Here is a 17,438-nt window from a genome sequence, read left to right as displayed (position 1 = left end):
CTTTTTTCTTCTTACAGTTTTGCAGTCAGCGCCTTGACGCTGTCAGAGTTACAGGCGCTCCCCTTTCCGCCTGTTGCCTTGCATATCAACGCGGTAATGTTGTCGATTTCTGCGTTGATGGCCTTGCCTATTGCAGAGTTCGGGTTGCCAAGTTCTGCCTTGACCTTGTCGTGGGTCATGTTCTGGATAAGCTCCGGGCTATAGCCAGCTCCAACCTGCATGTACTGGCCGTCTATCAGCAAGAAGGGGATCATCTGGTCAGGGTTGTACATGTCTAGAATCTCATAATCCTTGTCGTCAAGCTCCTGCAGCGGCTCAAAGTTGCGGTCGGCAGTCTCTTTTCCGGCAAACTCGACTGCGTCGCTTGCATATTTTGCCCTTGCCAGATTAAACGTCGGTACGTTGAGGTACTTTTCGTCGTGGCCGGCGCTCTTGTCCTCCACAAGGCCCTCCCATTTCCCAAAGCGCTCAAGCGCCTTGACGATGGCCCAGCGCTCTGCCGCGCAGAACGGGCAAAAGCCTGCGCCCATGAAATATACCAGTGATTTTCCGCCAGGCCTCTTTAGCGGCTGGTCCGTAACGTGCATGAACTTGCCAAGAACCCTTTTTGGGACGAAACTCACGTAGCTTGGCGGCGCCATTATTTTATTAAGTGTTTTGAGGATTTTCGTTCTAGCATTTCTTTTCGGAAAAGTAAATAATCTCCTGCCTTTTAGCTGTCCCATCCATTGGCGCTCAGAACCCTTACCGATCTCGACGACAAAAAGTTTAACGGAAAACGCGTGTTTGTCAGAGTTGATTTCAACGTCAGCGTGAGCAACGGGACCGTGGGTGAGGACTATCGCATCCGCATGACAATACCCACGATAGAATACCTGACAAAGAGGGGCGCAAAGGTCATACTTGCGTCGCACCTTGGCAGGCCCGACGGCCGCGACGATGACTACACGCTTGCGCCGGTGGCAAAGCGCCTGTCAGAGATAGTCGGAAGCAGGCCTGGCATAAAGGTGAGGTTTGCGCACGACTGCGTCGGCCAGCCGGTTGAAGACGAGATCGGCCGCATGAACAACGGGGACATACTGCTCCTTGAGAACCTGCGCTTTTACAAGGAAGAGGAAGCCAACGACCTGAAATTCTGCAAGAAACTGGCAAGCCTTGCAGACATCTACGTAAACGACGCGTTCAGCACGTCGCACAGAAAGCACGCCTCCACGTACGGCATGGCCAAGCTCGTCGACGCGCGGCTTGCCGGCTTTAACATGAGAAAGGAAGTCGAGTACCTGTCGATGATGAAGGACAACCCGATAAAGCCTTTCAAGGTGGTTGTCGGAGGCGTCAAGATAAAGGACAAGATAGGCGCGCTGGAGCACCTGCTACTAAAGGCTGACAAGGTGATAATCGGGGGAGCGGCGGCATACACTTTCCTGAAGGCCAAGGGCTTCAAGACAGGCAAGTCGCTCATCGACAACGAGCACCTGCCGTGGGTCTCAAAGGCCCTTGCATCATACGGCGACAAGATAATGCTTCCCACGGACCACGTTGCGGCCATATCGCCGGCAGACACGTCGATAACAATGGTCAAGGGCGACATACCCGATGGCATGGCCGGCTTTGACATCGGCAGCGAGACGATAGAGCGCTATTCCACAGAGGTAAGCGGCACAAACGGCGCAGGCATGATATTCTGGAACGGCCCGATGGGCATGTTTGAGGTCAGGGCATTTGCAAACGGCACGGTCAACATCGCCAAGAGCATGGCGCTTGCCTACTGGCGTGGCGCCAAGACGCTCATTGGCGGAGGCGACACGCTTGAGGCCATGAAGAAATCCGGCGTCGCCGAAAACGAGGTTAGCCACGTCTCTACGGGAGGAGGAGCGACATTGCGCTACCTTGCAGGAGACGAGATGCCCGGCGTATCTGTGTTGAACGGCCAGTGAAAAAAGCAGTACACAAGTTAATTATGCAGGCCTGCCAATACCGGCCGTTGCCGGCATCTCTGCAGAGGGTCGTCATGCACGTGGACTTTGATTATTTTTTCGCTCAGTGCGAAGAGATCCGCAGGCCAGAGATAAAGGAAAGGCCCGTGCTGGTGTGCGTCTTTTCCGGCAGGACAGAGGACAGCGGAGTGGTAAGCACCGCCAACTATGTCGCAAGAAAGTACGGCGTAAAATCAGGCATCCCGATCAGGGTTGCAAAGGCAAAACTTGCCCAGGTGGACAATGCGCTGTTTCTGCCGCTTGACGCTGACTATTACAGGCAGGTGTCTGAAAGCGCGATGGCAGTCATCAAAGAGCACGCCGATGTTTTTGAGCACGTAGGAATTGACGAGTGCTTTATCGACGTGTCACAACGAGTCAAGGGCAGTTTTGATGCCGCCGGAGCACTTGCGCGCACAATAAAACAGCAAGTGCAGGAGCGCATTGGACTTACATGCTCTGTCGGCGTTGCGCCAAACAAGATGCTTGCCAAGGTAGCGTCTGACTACAACAAGCCTGACGGCCTGACAGCCGTCGGGCCGGAAAACGCCGTACAATTCATTTCTGCGCTTGACGTTGACAAGATACCTGGGATTGGCCCCAAGACCCGCGACAGGCTTGCAGAACTTGGAGTAAAGACCGCCGGCGACCTTGCGTCGTTTGACCTTTTCAAGTTGATGCAAGAGTTTGGCAAAAAGACTGCGACGTACATCCACAATGCTGCAAAGGGAATCGACGACGAGCCTGTCACAGAGTCAGCAGATGGCGATCGCAAGCAGCAGATAATGCGCATCGTCACGCTGAAAAAAGACGCGCAGAGCGCAGAAGAGATGTATGCCGACCTTGAAGAAATATGCAAACAAGTCTATGAAAGCGCGACTGAAAAAAAGGCGGCGTTTGGATCGGTCGGCATAATCCTCATCCTGGATGACCTGGAAAACGTCACAAGGTCAAGGGCGCTCAAGGCTCACGCGTCAAGTCTTGATCTTTTGCGCGCAACGGCAAGATCACTTTTGGACGAGGCGATGGGCGAGAAAAAGAGAAGCGTGCGCAGGCTTGGGGTGCGGATATCAGACCTGCAGGACAGCTCTGGCCAGAACACGCTGTTTGACTATTTTTCTACGGCGAAGTAGAAGAAGGAGTGGTACTTGCCTGCTGTTGCCGCATCCTGCGCAAGCGCCTGCCCTCCGTGTACATCACGATTCCAAGGTAGATGCCAAGCCAGGGCAGAAACATTATCTCGCCGGCCACAGAGTGAAATGCCTCCCATTCCCTTGGGTTGGCAGTCACAATGAGCGCGTACATTGTCAGCGATATTATGCGGACGACGTTCACGGCGACAGTGCCAAGCGTGCCTATCGCAAAATAGATGAGCTTGCGCTTTAGCGGTATCTCCATCTTTAGCAAGAAAGCAAGCATCACAAGTGTGTAGATTATCATGCTGTGGACGCCTGCAGACGGCCAGAATACCTGCAACGCAAAAGGCCCGTGCAGGCCGTTTAGCACGAGCAGGTTGCCCCTGGCAGTGGCGACCACTCCCTTGCCGATGTCCATGATGTTCGTGTCGATGAACCTGATGACTGCTTGGTCTATCTGCAGATACGCCGGCACGATTATCTGGAGCGGTCCAAGCGTGTCGTACGGGAAAAAGGCGTCAAGCGACAGGATGACAGCGCTTCCTGCAAGGTATATCGCCCCCGCAGGCGCTATCTTGTACCACTTTTTCCCAAACAGCACTACCAATGACGCGCCGACAAACAGTGCCATCACCACAAAGTCCCACATAAACATCCAGCTTCCGATAACCTCGCTGCGGATGCCGTACGACAGCCCCGTATCACGGATTGAGTCGTGCAGGCCGTACGGAAGGGCCGCAAAATAACCTATTGTCAGTGCGGCAAGTCCGGCCACCACCAAGAATTTTCTCTTGCTTACCGGCTGCCTGACGCCGACAAGCTCTGCCGCGATAAAGGCCATTGCAAAGATGAATCCTCCCCTGCCCTCGTTCCACGAGAGATTGAACGAGTCAGGGTACACTACAAGCGTGAATATTATAGGCGAGATAAGGACAAGCGTAACAGCAACGCTAGAGTTTATGCCAAATATCGTGGGCGCTGCTGCCTGCTGGCTTGGTGACGGAGCGGCCCTGTCGCCGGACAAACCGCTATTTTTGAGCCGCTACAACATAAAAACGTTCTAGGTATTCTTTACTGCTTCCATAAACCACTTTGGCACCATGTCCTGCGCATTCTTTAGCAGAAACGAGATGCTGGAGTCAAGGATGTAGGTGGTGGCAAAGTCGTCGGCGCTCCTTATCGACCGCCCGTACGACTGCGCCAGCCGGAGCACCGTGTACCACGTGTACCAGCGCTGGTCCCGGTCTTTCATCGCAGAGACCTTTCTGTCCGTCAGATCGGGATAGGGAACCTTGGTTATCACCTGGAACCTCGACAGGTCGTCCTTTAGGTCTACGCCCAGATGCAGGGAAGGTGATATGAGCACTGTCGGCCTGGCGCTCTTGTAGTGCTTTTCAAGCACCTCTTCTCTGCCAAGCGCCGAGCCCGTTTCAATAAGCCGCGACGCGTTTTCCCGGCTGATGTTGTCGCGGATGTACTGCAGCTGCGAGTACGACGTTGTGTGGATTATGCCCTTTTCGTTTTTGTGTATCGTCATGATGTTGTCTACGGCCTTGGCGATTTTTGGCATGCTTTCCTGCATAGATCGGGCGTTGAGCCACGCCACGTTCATCAGGTGTATCGGCCTGTTTTTCACTGGAAAGTCCGAGTCGCGCACCTGGATGAACTTGACCTGGTCCGGCTTTAGCCCGGAGACCTTGCACAGATAATCTTTTGACAGTATGGTAGCGCTCATGAACAAATTGATTGTTCCCTTGTCAAGTATGTCGCCAAAGTAGCCAGAGGTTTCAAGAGGGGTCAACGTGGCGCGCACAAGCTGCTGGTTCTGCGCGTCGCGCTGGATGCTTGACACTATCCAGTTCTTTTTGTTTGAGCGCATATCGTACAGCACCGCTTCAAGGTTCTTTTCCTTTGATATCGCCTCTATCAGGTTGCGCTCTGTGTACGGCTCGGCCACCCTGCCACGCTCAATGGCGTCCGTCGCCTGCTCGATGAATTTTATCATCTTGTCCCTAAGAGACGAGCAGAACTCCATCCACGGCTCGACATCTTCGACGTTTTTCTCCGGCATCTGCACCCGTGGAAGAAAGCGCAGCGTGTTCTTGTGGACGGTAAAGCTGCGAAAGTCCCCCACCTCTGATTCTATCTGGTGCGCCTCGTCCATCACCAAGAGCTTGCGCTTTTGGGTGGTGCCGGTGTAGAAAATGTCGGACAAAAAGTAGCGGTAGTTGTAGACCGTGTGGCTTGCCTTTGCGCCAATCCACCTCTGGTGAAAGTAGTGGCATGGCCGCCATTCCAGTTCCACAATCTTGGACTGCTTTTTCAGCTTGTCAACGTACGTTTTTTCGGCAAGAGGGTCCAGCCTGACCTGCTCGGCAAGCGTCCCTTCTCCTACAACCTTGTAGTCTAAAAGCCGCGTCTTGTACATGCAGTCGTACGAGTCATCCTGAACGCATGGGCCAAAGTCGCAGTTTTCTGCAAGGCCCATGTCCTCCTTGACTATGCAGGGAAAGTTGGCCCGCCCCTTTACCTCAAAGACGAAGGGAAAGTCGCGCTGGTACTGCGCCTGCAGATCCTTTGTCGCAGTGCAAATGTGCGAGCTTCCAAGGTACCTTGCAAGGGTGATTGCCACTGGCGTCTTGCCAAAGCCGGTGGGCGCTTCAAGAAAGATGTTTCTGTAGCCGGACTTTAGGGCGGACTCTATCTCTAACAACACAGAGCGCTGCTTTTCGCGCATCTGGCCTAATGGAAAGTATGACAGGATTGTTGTTGACGACACGGTATGTGGGCACCTGTGCTCTCAGCGCGACGTACTTTTTAAGGTTGGGTCGTACAGCCAGCACCTGACGTACCCGGTGTCGGTAGCAAACTCGGGAGGGTCCTGCTTGCACACATCCATTGCGTGCGGGCAGCGGGGGTAGAATCTGCAGCCGGCCGGCGGGTCAAGCAGGCTTGGAGGGCTGCCGGGTATAAAGCGGATCTTTTTCTCGTCCGAATGCAGCCTTGGCACTGCGGCTATCAGCGCCTGCGTGTACGGGTGCTTGGGGTTTTTGTAAATGTCTTGCGTCGAGCCGGCTTCGACCAGCTGGCCGGCGTACATTATCCCTATCTTGTCGGCAATCTGCGACACGAGCGCAAGGTCGTGGCTAATCAGGATCACTGTGACTCCTTTTTCCCGGTGCAGCTTTTTCAAAAGCGCAATGATCTGCGACTGTACGAGCACGTCAAGCGCGGTGGTCGGCTCGTCTGCGACCAAGAGGTCAGGCTCTAACAAGAGCGCCATTGCAATCACCACGCGCTGCTTCATGCCGCCAGACAGCTCGTGCGGGTAGCGCGACGCCACCGCCGGCGCCAGACCCACCTGCTTTAGCGACTCTGAAATCTTGGCGTCGACATCGCCTTCAAAGCCATGCTCTTGCAGCAGCTCCCGGAGCTGGCTTTCAACCGTGTAGACGGGGTCAAGCGCGTTCATGGCGCCCTGAAAGACCATCGCTATTTTCTTCCACCGGACGTTTTTTCCAAAGTCGCGGTCTGACATTCTGGCAATGTCTTCGCCCGCAAGGACGATTGCGCCTCCCACAATCCTGCCGGGAGACTGCATCGAGCGCATTAGCGCCGACCCAAGCGTGCTCTTGCCACATGCAGACTCGCCCACTATGCCAAGCGACTCGCTTTCTGAAAGCGCAAAGTTGACTGCGTCAACTGCCTTGACAGGGCCCCTCTCCGTCAAATAGTACGCTGAAAGGCCTTTGACGGCGAGTTTCTTGTTATTTGATTCCCCGGCAGCGGAGGAGGAATGGGAAGGCATATGTAATATGATTTGAAAGCGTCTCAAACGGTATAAGAGGGTATTGAAGTTGAAAAATGCTATATCAATTTTATCCTAGGAATTGGAGCACGTGAACGGCAACGGTGGAAAGCGCAAGGGCCCGGAGAAGTCTTTGAGGAACTTTGATGAATACGTGGTAGGAAGGTCAACTATTTAAAAGGGGTATCAAGTCGCCAAAGACGGTAGTTTTTGACTGAAAAGCCTGCTTCTGACTGACCATTTTGCTCCTGCTTCCACAGAATGGCCTTGAGAGGTGAAAGGGATTTCATATTGTACGCATAGGAAAAGGAAGGAAGACAAGCAGACAATCAGACAAAAGTATGGTTTTGTCTTAAGACAGTATTATTCTGTCATGTCTGAATCCCGTTCAAAATTCCATCAAGACGATAATCTAGATAGAAGGAAAGAAGGGCAAAATGAATTTGTATGATATTGCTGACTCTTGCTATGGAGTCGAGAAAGCCTACGCAAAGATCCTCTAATGACCCCGTTTCATATATCGTTCCAAGTCAGTTATTGGAGCTTTCAGGCGAACTTCTGCACCATCAAAGCCCTTGACCTCATCCTTCGGTATTTCATATGCCATTCTTGATCCTTGGCTCTCTACATGTATCGTATCAGGATATAGCGCTACAACATTACCTACTGGCTCGCCATCCATCGAACGAACATTTTTGTGAATGATCTTTTCCCAATCAACTACCACAGGTTGTTCTTCCGTTTGGATTCCCGTATCAACCATAGTTTCGCTCTCGACTACGACTGCATCTTCCTTAACTGGAATCTCTGTAACTACCGCAATCTTGTCCTCAATGTCTGTCGGCGAATTGGTGGTCCTATATTTTGCATATTCTTCATCACTTGGCGGGTTGTCTCGCCTGAACTCTGATTTCATTCCCTCCGATACATTGAACCACACCTCTTTTCCATCATACCTTTCAGCCAAAGCCTTTGGAATGTAGAACTTATCCTTATCTACTACTCCCTTTTTTGTCACGACGTATGTTCTCCCGACTCCCTGGATTTCTCCAAGGTCAACGCTCTTATCTACGCCGCGGGCTTCTTTTCCCTTGAGCTCATTCCACTCCACATAATCGAGCTTATTCTTGGACATGATATCTCTTCGCAGTTGCAATTATAATGAGATACGTCAAATGCCTAATGTCTCTCTCGCTATTGATGGCTACGATAATTTCTTCTTGTCTGCATGGGAAAACGCCTTTTCAATCCTCTAAAGGTGCCCGAGAGAGGCGAGAAGAGGTTTCAAGTACTATGTACAAGAGTTGGAGGAAAATCAAATGGACGGACAAAAGTAGTGTTTTGTCAGCGGACAAGATTTTGTCCGTGTCCGCACTTCAGTTCAAAAATGGCGTATGGACGGCTTTAGACTCTTGTCTGGCCCCTTGTCCGCGCTTCATGGACTGAAGTATAAGGCAAACCTGAAAGTAGGATTGCGGCACATGGTCACAGATCAATATTACCTCTCGATCGATAATTACTTTGATAGGTAAACTATAGTCAAAACTCTATTAATCAATTATTACGAAAAATTTTGTGATGGCGTCAAGAAAGGACGACAAGAAAGAGAGCACGCCGGCCAAACCTGAGAGTGGAGGAGAGGCCCCTAGGTCTTTCGAAGACATGGAGCGACAGCAAAGAGAAGCCATTTCAAGATCCCTCGACGAAAGTAAAGAAAATCTTAGAAAAACTCTGAATGAGGCCGAACAGGAGATACCGAAATACACCCAAGTATTAAGGGATTATCAGACAAAGAGTATTGATGCGTCACGCGATATTGCAGAGAGTTACCTGGATTCCCAGAAGCAGGCCATTAATTCAATGCAATCGACGTGGAGTCAGAACGTAAGGCAAATGGAATCGTGGTGGGGTTTCCCGATGTCTCCGCAAGCAGCGGCAGAACTATTCTCGAGAATGGCGACCACTATTGCAGATGCCACGATCGCGGCATCCAAGACTGCGAACAAGATGATGTTTGCAAATATGGAAGCAGCCGCAATTACTATGAACCAAATTAGGGAGAGCGCCAAGGAGATGGCAAGGATTAACGCCAACCTTTTCGCCACCATGGGCCGAACATCAAGAGAGACTGCAGAAAGGTCTAGGATGACATACTAGTCAAAATAATTGGCGATTCGGAAAATCGCATAGTTTAGTGATGATGCTATCAGGATTCTGGCTCAGCCTTTCGTCTTTTATTATATTTCACCATCGCAAAGCTGCCCTTAAAGGTGCACACCAAGATAGCTCTGAGTACTCCCCTACGAGCTTTCCATAAAAAATGGCAAGGGCTTCAGCGTCCGTTTTGCAAGAACGTCTGGCAGTTTATCCGCCTTTCTTAACAGTAAAGGTTGCTGATGCGCTCTTGCCTTTGTCGTCACTAGCTTTTATCTCATGGCCGCCGTCTGATGCATCGCTTGGAATATTTGCCATCACAGTAAAGCCGCCATTAGCGGTTGTAGTTATGTTGCCTACATTGAGCATCTTGCCGTCAAATTCGACTTTCACAGGGCTGTTCATGCTAAAGTTATTTCCTGTGATGGTGACATTACCGCCGGGAGCACCCGAAGTGGGTTCCAACTTGAGCATAGGTTGTTGTTGCTGTTGCGCTGTGACAGCAGTGTTGTTGTTGCTAGGTTCTACCAATCCCCGTATTGCGATCGCACTCAAAAATGCGACAGCAACCATGGCTGCTAGCGTTGCAATTCTTCTTCCATCGAGTTTCATAGTTTTGCTCTAAGCGATTCTAGCACTCAACGAGATTAAACAGTTATGCAAAAAGACAAAAATTATGTATGTTATATATCATTGATCGCATATTATTGATAATTATAAAGCATTCTTATTTGATATAAGCAAAAAATGATATGTAATATCAATTGCTAAAAAATGCTCACCAACTACCTTATTATCAGCACAAGTGTGCTTTTTATTGGCTAATCGCCAAGGTTCAAACTGGAAACTCTCGCTCTTTCTCTCGGCCTGTCATTTTTTTCTTTTTTATTATGATCACAAAATGTCACAGTCGCAATTCAAAACGATCCAGGTAAGGATGACATCTACAAGGAGCTGTCTTCTCTTTTCTTTCTTCATGTAATTTTGAAATGATATAGACTTTAACGGCTCACTTACAATTACCCTAAAGTCAGAAGAGGATATCATTTTGATGGGGCAGTTCCTGCAGCAAAGAGGACTCAAAATTCACATTTGGATAAAGGTCAACCAATCATGCGCGAAGAAAAGGAACCCGTCAGACGTCAAGAATCGATCGCAAACAATACAGAAATCGAAGTAACAGATAGACTGAGGAATACGTTTCCCAATGGTCCTTCACAAGAAGTCAAGCCATTGGGGTAATCAGTAAAAGTATGAGTATTAACGCCTAGACAGTCGAGCATATTCTAGGGAAAGCCGTCGAAAGGAAAACACTTCGACGCCTGAGAAAGGGCGAATTTACCTTTGATAAAGTCGAGGAACCAACGACAAACTCTGGCGATACAAGCAATCTACCTTTGGCAGAGAACAAGCAGAAAAGAAGCCTTTCTGAGAAGCGTCGCTCTGTCTTGAAGACACCAAGAAATCCTTTGTTGTTCTTCAACTTTGTGAGGAAATTGAACGAGCTTAACCCCGAGCCTATAGATGAAGAGTTAATCGACCGCGATTTGGAGCCACAGGAAGCGTTGAACGAATTGAAGAAAAGGCACCCTGACCTTGCAGTACGACTCTAGACCCTCTGTTATCCAGATCCATTCGAGTCCCCAGCTTGCAAGCACATGGCATGAGCGATGGCTTGAGGGATTTATGCTGAAACGGTATTCCCGTCTGGCCTTGCGCGCAACTTTGAAGTTGGGTTAGGATGTTTTGGCTTGCTCATATATTACATTTTAAAATTACAAATTAGATGTTACACATGCTGTGTTACATCTGCCCGGTTTTCACGCTCAATCTTGCAAATTTTGTAGACGGATAACTTTTTTATGTAACTTAATACCTGCCATAAGAGGGTATTGAAGTTGGAGAAATAGCAGATATCTTCTGACGAATATATCTAGTCCCTGAATATTCCTGTTTACTTTCTGAGCTTACTTATCGAGTCGATTATTTTCGAATGATCGGCATCTACTTCTGTAGTCATGTAGAGCAAATGATTATCGTCAAGTGGCATTGTAATGCGCTTGATTTTTTCGTATTCTGCCAGCACGTATTTTCCCTTTCCTATTTTTGGTGCAAGCTCGCTGCGCGTTTTCCATGCGTTGATGGCTAAATCAAGCGACTTTCTGCTCTCCTCTGGCGTAAGAAGATTCTTTACACCGGGCCTATGGTCAGAGAACAAAATCTTGCCGTTCATGTCACAAATCGTGACTAGTCTGATTTTTGAGTCAAGGCTCATAACATCATGATGTACCTTCTGGTATGACATATACCAATAATTACAATCTCATCTTAATAACATTTTAGTATTTTGAAAATTAGTTATTTGGTATCGATAATTCCCCAAAATACACCTAAATATCTCCATAATATCTAATCAGGTAGATATCGCCCTTGCGCCTTCAATTTGAAATAGGAATCAACTTTCAGCAATCCATATCCAGTTACATCTTTAAAATCATGGATGGGTAACTTGGCACCTTAATGACTGCCAATAGAAGGGCATTGCGTGGCCGAGCGGTTATATAACGGGCGCTCGCCATTATGCAAGTTCCGCCTCATTGAAGACTCCCATATGTTCCTTTGATGCAAAAAGTGGCGTGTTATGTGCCAAGTGCGATGAAAAACTGCACGCCGGCAACATCACGCAGGATGACGTGGACGCTGCAGTAAGGCTGACAAGGGTAGCGAACAAGAGCCAAGACGTCGACAGGTTTACGCTGTCTAGAGGGGCGAGGGTGGATGACGATTACATCCTTGTCCTGAGAGGGCCCGACGTGATGTCGATAAGGGCCAACCCATCGCTTGCAGAAAGGATAGAAAGAGAGTTTGGGCACAAGGTGCACTATGTAGAGTCAGAGGCGTCAGAGCGCGGGCTTGTAGAGAGCCTGTTCCACCCCGCAAGGGTGCTTTCGATAAACCATTTCTATCTCCCAGACGGCAACAAGGTGACCAAGGCCGTGGTGGCCGGCAAAAGCAGCAGCCAAAAGATCAACGTTGAAAAGGTCCAAAGGATAGCCAAAGCCGTCAGAAACATTGAACTTTTAGTAGAGTTTGAGCAGCGATAGAGACAATATGGTAATTGTTGACATACACAGGACGCATTACGCACGCCAGCTTGGCGAGGGCCTTGTAGGCAGCCAGGTTAGGATAGGCGGCTGGATTGAAGACGTGCGCGACATTGGCAAGCTGGCGTTTATGACAATCCGCGACGTCACCGGCGCCTGCCAGGCCATAGTGACGGGCGACAACGTGCAGGCAGCCGTGCAGGCGCCAAGGCAGAGTGCAGTAATCGTTGCAGGCACTGTCCAAAAGAGCAAGGCCAAGGATTTCCCGGTTGAAGTCAAGGTAACAGAGTTTACGATACTTACAAAGGCGGTCCACCCGCTTCCCATCGACCCGACGGGCAGGGTCGAGTCGGCTCCAGACAAGAGGCTTGACGCAAGGGCGCTTGACCTGAGAAACCCCAAGGTCGCGGCGATATTCCACCTGCGTTCTGCCGGCCTCAAGGTGGTAAGGGACACCCTGAGAGGCGAGGGCTTTGTCGAGGTCAACACCCCCAAGATAATAGGGAGTGCAAGCGAGGGCGGCGCAAACCTCTTTGGGTTTGACTATTTCAAGCGCAAGGCGTACCTGGCGCAGAGCCCGCAGCTTTACAAGGAACAGCTGACGCTGGGCTTGGACAGGGTGTTTGAAATCGGCCCCTATTTCAGGGCGGAAAACTCGCACACAGTCAGGCACCTGACAGAGTTTACGAGCATCGACGTCGAGGCGGCATTTCTGGATTACGAGGACGTGATGGACCTCGTGGAAAAGGTGGTGGGAAACGTTATCCGCGACTTTAATGAAAACCACAAGGCAGAACTTGCAGCGGCAGGTGCTCAAGAGATCCCGTTCAGCGGCAAAATAGACAGGCTCACGTACGAGCAGTGCCTTGACGAGCTAGCCAAAGAGGGCGAAAAGCTCTCGTTTGGCGAAGACCTGTCTGACGCCGCACTGCGCAAGCTGGGCGAGATTCACAGGGGATTCTACTTTATCATGGACTGGCCGCTGAAACTAAAGCCGTTTTACATCCATGAAAAGGAAGGCGACGAAAGGCTGTCCAAGTCGTTTGACCTGCAGCACGGCTATCTCGAACTGGTGTCAGGCGGCCGCAGGCTGCATGACCCAGAGCGTTTGAGAAGCAGGCTTGCCGAGCAGGGACTGAACCCGGCAAGCTTTTCAGAGCACCTCAAGGCGTTTGACTGGGGCATGCCTCCGCATTCAGGGTGGGGACTTGGCTACGACAGGCTGATGATGGTCCTGACAGGCTCGCAGAACGTGCGCGACGTCGTCCTATACCCCAGAGACACTGACAGGCTGACGCCCTAGCCTCTCTTTGTCATGTCTACTTGTCGCACGTTTTCCTCATCAAATATCCATGCGGCAAACCTGTTCTCTGTAGTCGAGTAGATGACCCACACGACAGGGTTTATCTCCATAAAGCGCACGTCGGTCCGAGAAGGAGAGGGAGGCGATGGGTGCGAGTGGAATATGCCGGCAACCTGCATCTCTTTGCGCTCGGCATAGTCGTAAGCCTTTAGCAGCTCTTCCGGCGGTATTTCAAACGACGCGTATGACGCGTGCGCATTTTTCACCGGCAGTATCTCTGCAATTGATATCTTGCCCTGCCCGCTGCCAAGGAGAAAGGCGCATGACTCGTTTGGCATCGATGCTCTTGCAAGCTGCTCAAGCTCTTGAAGCTGGACTGCTGAAAGAGCTATGCTTTGCGTACTTGTGTCGCCAGTCAGCTGACCGTTACCTTGCCCGTCATGTACGGGTGTAGCATGCAGTAATAGTCGTACTCGCCAGCTTTTTCAAACACGTACGAATAGCTGGCGCCAGCTTTCATAAGACCAGAATCAAACACCTTGTCAGGGGCAGGCGTGTTGTTTACTACCTTGCCGGATGTCACGGTGTGCAACGTAGTGTCATGGTTAGTCCAAGTCACCATGCTTCCGACCGCAGACTTGGCTTCTGCAGGCGAGAAGAACTGGCCGTTGGTTGGAGTGGAAGCACCAAGCACTATTGAAACTGATGTAACTGTTGCCGCCGTCTTTGCTCCTCCAGAGGCAGTACTTGGCGCAGATGTGGCGTTTCCGCTTGGCGCCGTGGCGTTGGTATTGTTATTAGCAGTAGCAGCACTACTACCAGTAGTAGCGTTACCTCCACTTGATTGAGTGGCGGCATTCCCACCTGTAGCATTGCCGCTGGAAGAAGTAGCGTTTCCACCTGCAGCGCTTGAAGCCCCGGCTCCGCCAACCTTTAGCATACCGTCCATGAACGGATGTAGCTGGCAATAGTATTCATAGTCACCTTCCTTCAGGGTGGCAGTGTTGAGCAGGAAGGTCTTGCCGGCAGCCATGACTTTAGAGTCAAACGTTTTGCCGCTGTCTGCCTTGCTGGTCACGGTGTGCGGCACGTTGTCGTTGTTCGTCCACTCTACGCCATCTCCCTTGGCAACGGTCAGCGGGTTTGGATCATATGAGGGGTTGCCCTGCGCAGAGGCGCCTGCCGGGATGCTTGCCTTGATAACGTTTGCAGGCGGAGTCGCTGGCGCCGCAGGAGCGGCTGGCTGTTGCTGCTCTTCCTCAGCAGGCTGGGGAGGCTTGGGCGTCACGAGGCCAAATGCATAGAAAGTTATGCCGCCTACCGCGGCTCCGGCGATAAATATCACACCCATTGCCTTGACATACTGCGGCTTTCTAAACGACGTGACGGCAAGCACCGCGCCGGGTATCCCGATCATGGCCATGAGGCCAATGTATGCAAAGATGCTTGGCACCTGGACGCTTACCGTGACTGCGGCAGCGACACCAAACGTTACGAGGAAACCAAGCGTGATAAACGTGGCAGACTTGGCCCTGCCAGTCGACGGAAAGCCGTCCTTGAAAAGACCGGAGGCGAGAAATATCATCCCGATGAACATGGTAAGGAGAGAAACTGCGTGCATGCCGTCGATGAAGGTCTTGGCAATGCCAGCAAGCGATATGCCTACGCCAACAATGCCGATGGACGTAAGACCAATACCGGGTGTCAGCAGGTCCCAGTCAGTCATGCTTGGCTATGATGGGCTTTTCTGGCATAAATAATCCTTTCTGCACCTCTAAAATTGTTGACCACCCGCCTTATGGTGCGCGTTTTGCAGGACTTGCTGCTGATAACACCACCTTGTCCATAGCAGACGTTTTTGACGTGGGCGAAGGCGACACCGTCGCAGACGCGTGGCTCACGACCGTGAACCTTCTGGACATGCTAGAGCACACCCACAGGATTGAGGGCCTGTACGACTTTGCGCAGGCAAGGGACAAGATAGCCAAGGTGTACGCAGTAGCCGAGGCGCACAGCATGGACAGCAAGAACAAGTGCGCGTGCGGCCTTTCAGACGCCGAGCACGCCATACTAAAGCGCAAGGTGCTCACATTCTTTAGGCTGCAGGTGTCAAACCTAAAGCGTTTCATCGTCTGACAGCAACATCCGAATCAATTAAATGCAAGCCAGCGCTACTGATTTTGAGAGGCTCATAGCGTGACTGCACGCGACTTTGTCGAGGTTTCAAAACCAAGAATAGTAGTCGTCTTGGTGATTACGGCAGTCACCTCGTATCTTGCCGCTACTCGCTTTGACGCTACTCCCAGCGTAGCATGGGATGTCGACTGGTTCAAGCTTGGCTTTCTCACGCTTGCCGGCGCACTTGCCTCAATGGGTGCAAGCGCCCTGAACCACTATTACGACCGCGACATCGACAAGGTGATGGAAAGGACCGCCAAGAGGCCGATTCCTGCAGGCAGGCTGTCACCAAAGAGCGTCCTTGCGTACGGCCTTGGCGTGAGCGTGCTGTCTGTGGTCATTGCGTGGTTTACCCTCAACCCGATGGCGACAGGAATGATAGCCCTTGGAATATTCTTTTACGTCATAATATACACTGCATGGCTAAAGCGCAACAACGCCTGGAACATCGTGATAGGCGGCTTTGCCGGAAGCGCCGCATCAATGGCAGGATGGGCCACGGTGACAGGCTCGATGGACCTGCTTGGCTTTCTAGTCGGGTGGCTTGTGTTCATGTGGACCCCGCCCCATTTCTGGTGCCTGGCGATACGGGCACGCGAAGAATACGCGTCAGTCCGCGTCCCGATGCTTCCAGTCCTCATTGGCAACCAGAAAACTGCAAGCTACATCCTTGCCAACACGGCGATACTGCTCCCATATTCGGTTGGCCTTTACTTTTTGAACCCCGGCCCGGGGCTCCTTTACACGATAATCGCGGCAATATCCGGCTCGCTCATGCTTATCTACCACTACAAGCTAACCAAGAACCCTACACCAGAGTTTGCGTGGAAGGCGTACAAGGTTACGGCCCCGTACCTGGTAGTGATATTTGTAGCGCTTGCGGTTGATGCGCTCTTTTACTACAAGATACCCATCTAGCTTGTGGTTCCCGAATCGGCGACTAGTTCTATCCTGCGCTTTTCCTTTGTGATCCAGGCGACACGGATGAGGCCGTATATTTCCAAGTCCAGCAGGATCTTGTTGAACTCGGCGTCGGCTATTGTGATGCCCTCCTTTGACAGCGCGTTCATCAGGTCGGCGTCCGTCATGTTTCCGGCCTGCCTGACCTTTTCATAAATGAGGTTTCTCAATGGATACTTCATAATGCAATCATCATCAACCGTAATAGTAGCTCTTTGTTGTGGTGGTAGCAGGCAATAATAACCATGAGATAGACAGGTAATAATGACCTTCCACAGCGGCCAAATTGAGACGCGTTAATTCGCTCATAGCCAAGCGGCTTGAGAAATACAAAGATAAGGACATTAAATACTGAAAGCCAGCCGCATGATAAAAAGCTATGTCAGCAAAGAGGCAGCGACATGCATAGAGTCAGGCTTGAAAATTTTGTCACGACGCGAAAGGCAGGGATATCAAACACGCTAAGGATTTACGGTTGATTTTGCTTCTTCTTCATATTCGTGACCTCTGTCGCTATACGCCATCCTGTAATCCTGCAACAACGCTTGTTTGAGGTTTTCTGCCAATTCAGCCAACTCGTTTTTATCATTAAATTCTGTTTTTCTTCTCGGATTGATGCCTAATGAGAGCAAGTCTTCGATCTCGCGCTCTTCTTCCTCATTATTTTGCACACATACTCGTCCCCTGACGATATAGAGTCGAGGTAGCTGATAAGAGTTGTTGCGCGATTGATGCAGGATATTATAATATTTCCAGTAAACGCGCCCCCTGAACCACTTGCCAAACACGGAAACTGCTTTAATCTTAATCTGCCATTAA

General features: G+C 50.8%; 19 protein-coding genes. 8 read left to right on the top strand and 11 right to left on the bottom strand.

Translation table 11 applies throughout. The annotated features are described in order from the left end of the window. Window positions 1–11 precede the first annotated feature (11 nt). The gene (locus NTE_RS07490) at window positions 12–641 is read right to left on the bottom strand and encodes a DUF929 family protein (protein WP_158385249.1); all 630 of its coding nucleotides are present in this window, start codon (window positions 639–641) and stop codon (window positions 12–14) included. Between the two features lie 87 nt (window positions 642–728). On the opposite strand from NTE_RS07490, the gene NTE_RS07485 reads away from it, so the two are divergent. After that, entirely contained in the window at window positions 729–1,937 is a 1,209-nt protein-coding gene (locus NTE_RS07485; RefSeq protein ID WP_148700455.1) for a phosphoglycerate kinase, read from the top strand. 47 nt (window positions 1,938–1,984) lie between these two features. After that, window positions 1,985–3,109: a DNA polymerase IV gene (dinB, locus tag NTE_RS07480; protein ID WP_226987235.1), complete on the top strand. Its 1,125-nt coding sequence runs from the start codon at window positions 1,985–1,987 to the stop codon at window positions 3,107–3,109. Here the strand turns inward: dinB and artG are convergent. The 4 genes from artG to NTE_RS07460 form a co-directional block, all read right to left on the bottom strand. Continuing rightward, entirely contained in the window at window positions 3,096–4,136 is a 1,041-nt protein-coding gene (gene artG / locus NTE_RS07475; protein WP_226987234.1) for a thaumarchaeosortase, read from the bottom strand. The two genes, dinB and artG, sit on opposite strands and share 14 nt — an antisense overlap. 36 nt (window positions 4,137–4,172) lie before the next feature. Continuing rightward, complete coding sequence (locus NTE_RS07470) at window positions 4,173–5,891, bottom strand: helicase C-terminal domain-containing protein (RefSeq protein ID WP_148700453.1); 1,719 nt, start codon at window positions 5,889–5,891, stop codon at window positions 4,173–4,175. A gap of 21 nt (window positions 5,892–5,912) precedes the next feature. Continuing rightward, entirely contained in the window at window positions 5,913–6,920 is a 1,008-nt protein-coding gene (locus NTE_RS07465) for an ABC transporter ATP-binding protein (RefSeq protein ID WP_148700452.1), read from the bottom strand. Window positions 6,921–7,419: 499 nt separating this feature from the next. Then, entirely contained in the window at window positions 7,420–8,055 is a 636-nt protein-coding gene (locus NTE_RS07460) for a hypothetical protein (protein ID WP_148700451.1), read from the bottom strand. Window positions 8,056–8,498: 443 nt separating this feature from the next. Here NTE_RS07460 and NTE_RS07455 point away from each other — a divergent pair, with 443 nt between their 5' ends. After that, window positions 8,499–9,077: a hypothetical protein gene (locus NTE_RS07455; protein WP_148700450.1), complete on the top strand. Its 579-nt coding sequence runs from the start codon at window positions 8,499–8,501 to the stop codon at window positions 9,075–9,077. A gap of 207 nt (window positions 9,078–9,284) precedes the next feature. Here the strand turns inward: NTE_RS07455 and NTE_RS07450 are convergent, their stop codons facing one another. Further along, complete coding sequence (locus NTE_RS07450; protein ID WP_148700449.1) at window positions 9,285–9,686, bottom strand: IPT/TIG domain-containing protein; 402 nt, start codon at window positions 9,684–9,686, stop codon at window positions 9,285–9,287. 785 nt (window positions 9,687–10,471) lie between these two features. Between NTE_RS07450 and NTE_RS07445 the strand changes: the two genes are divergently transcribed. Further along, window positions 10,472–10,687, top strand: coding sequence for a hypothetical protein (locus tag NTE_RS07445; RefSeq protein WP_148700448.1), 216 nt, complete (start codon window positions 10,472–10,474; stop codon window positions 10,685–10,687). A gap of 341 nt (window positions 10,688–11,028) precedes the next feature. On the opposite strand, the gene NTE_RS07440 is transcribed toward NTE_RS07445, so the two are convergent. Then, window positions 11,029–11,379 carry a hypothetical protein gene (locus tag NTE_RS07440; protein ID WP_148700447.1) on the bottom strand — a complete coding sequence of 117 codons (351 nt, stop codon included), beginning with the start codon at window positions 11,377–11,379 and terminating at the stop codon, window positions 11,029–11,031. Window positions 11,380–11,671: 292 nt separating this feature from the next. Between NTE_RS07440 and NTE_RS07435 the strand changes: the two genes are divergently transcribed. Both NTE_RS07435 and aspS read left to right on the top strand, forming a co-directional pair. Continuing rightward, entirely contained in the window at window positions 11,672–12,178 is a 507-nt protein-coding gene (locus tag NTE_RS07435) for a hypothetical protein (RefSeq protein WP_148700446.1), read from the top strand. 7 nt (window positions 12,179–12,185) lie between these two features. Continuing rightward, window positions 12,186–13,481, top strand: coding sequence for an aspartate--tRNA(Asn) ligase (gene aspS / locus NTE_RS07430; RefSeq protein ID WP_148700445.1), 1,296 nt, complete (start codon window positions 12,186–12,188; stop codon window positions 13,479–13,481). Here aspS and NTE_RS07425 read toward each other — a convergent pair. Continuing rightward, window positions 13,478–13,873 carry a M67 family metallopeptidase gene (locus NTE_RS07425; protein ID WP_226987260.1) on the bottom strand — a complete coding sequence of 132 codons (396 nt, stop codon included), beginning with the start codon at window positions 13,871–13,873 and terminating at the stop codon, window positions 13,478–13,480. The genes aspS and NTE_RS07425 overlap by 4 nt on opposite strands. Before the next feature lie 23 nt (window positions 13,874–13,896). Continuing rightward, window positions 13,897–15,207 carry a cupredoxin domain-containing protein gene (locus NTE_RS07420; RefSeq protein ID WP_148700443.1) on the bottom strand — a complete coding sequence of 437 codons (1,311 nt, stop codon included), beginning with the start codon at window positions 15,205–15,207 and terminating at the stop codon, window positions 13,897–13,899. 113 nt (window positions 15,208–15,320) lie between these two features. On the opposite strand from NTE_RS07420, the gene NTE_RS07415 reads away from it, so the two are divergent. Together NTE_RS07415 and cyoE are read left to right on the top strand one after the other, a co-directional pair. Continuing rightward, on the top strand, window positions 15,321–15,617 hold the full coding sequence (locus tag NTE_RS07415) for a hypothetical protein (RefSeq protein WP_148700442.1): 297 nt from the start codon (window positions 15,321–15,323) through the stop codon (window positions 15,615–15,617). Window positions 15,618–15,677: 60 nt separating this feature from the next. Further along, window positions 15,678–16,577, top strand: a complete 900-nt coding sequence (cyoE, locus tag NTE_RS07410; protein ID WP_148700441.1) for a heme o synthase — start codon at window positions 15,678–15,680, stop codon at window positions 16,575–16,577. Here cyoE and NTE_RS07405 read toward each other — a convergent pair. Then, window positions 16,574–16,801: a hypothetical protein gene (locus NTE_RS07405; protein ID WP_148700440.1), complete on the bottom strand. Its 228-nt coding sequence runs from the start codon at window positions 16,799–16,801 to the stop codon at window positions 16,574–16,576. The genes cyoE and NTE_RS07405 overlap by 4 nt on opposite strands. Window positions 16,802–17,080: 279 nt before the next feature. Beyond that, window positions 17,081–17,407: a hypothetical protein gene (locus tag NTE_RS07400; RefSeq protein ID WP_148700439.1), complete on the bottom strand. Its 327-nt coding sequence runs from the start codon at window positions 17,405–17,407 to the stop codon at window positions 17,081–17,083. Window positions 17,408–17,438: the final 31 nt, after the last annotated feature.

The organism is Candidatus Nitrososphaera evergladensis SR1 (genome assembly GCF_000730285.1).
GTDB classification, from domain to species: Archaea; Thermoproteota; Nitrososphaeria; order Nitrososphaerales; family Nitrososphaeraceae; genus Nitrososphaera; species Nitrososphaera evergladensis.
Note: the sequence above shows the minus strand (reverse complement) of the source record. Positions and strands in the feature narration are given on the sequence as shown.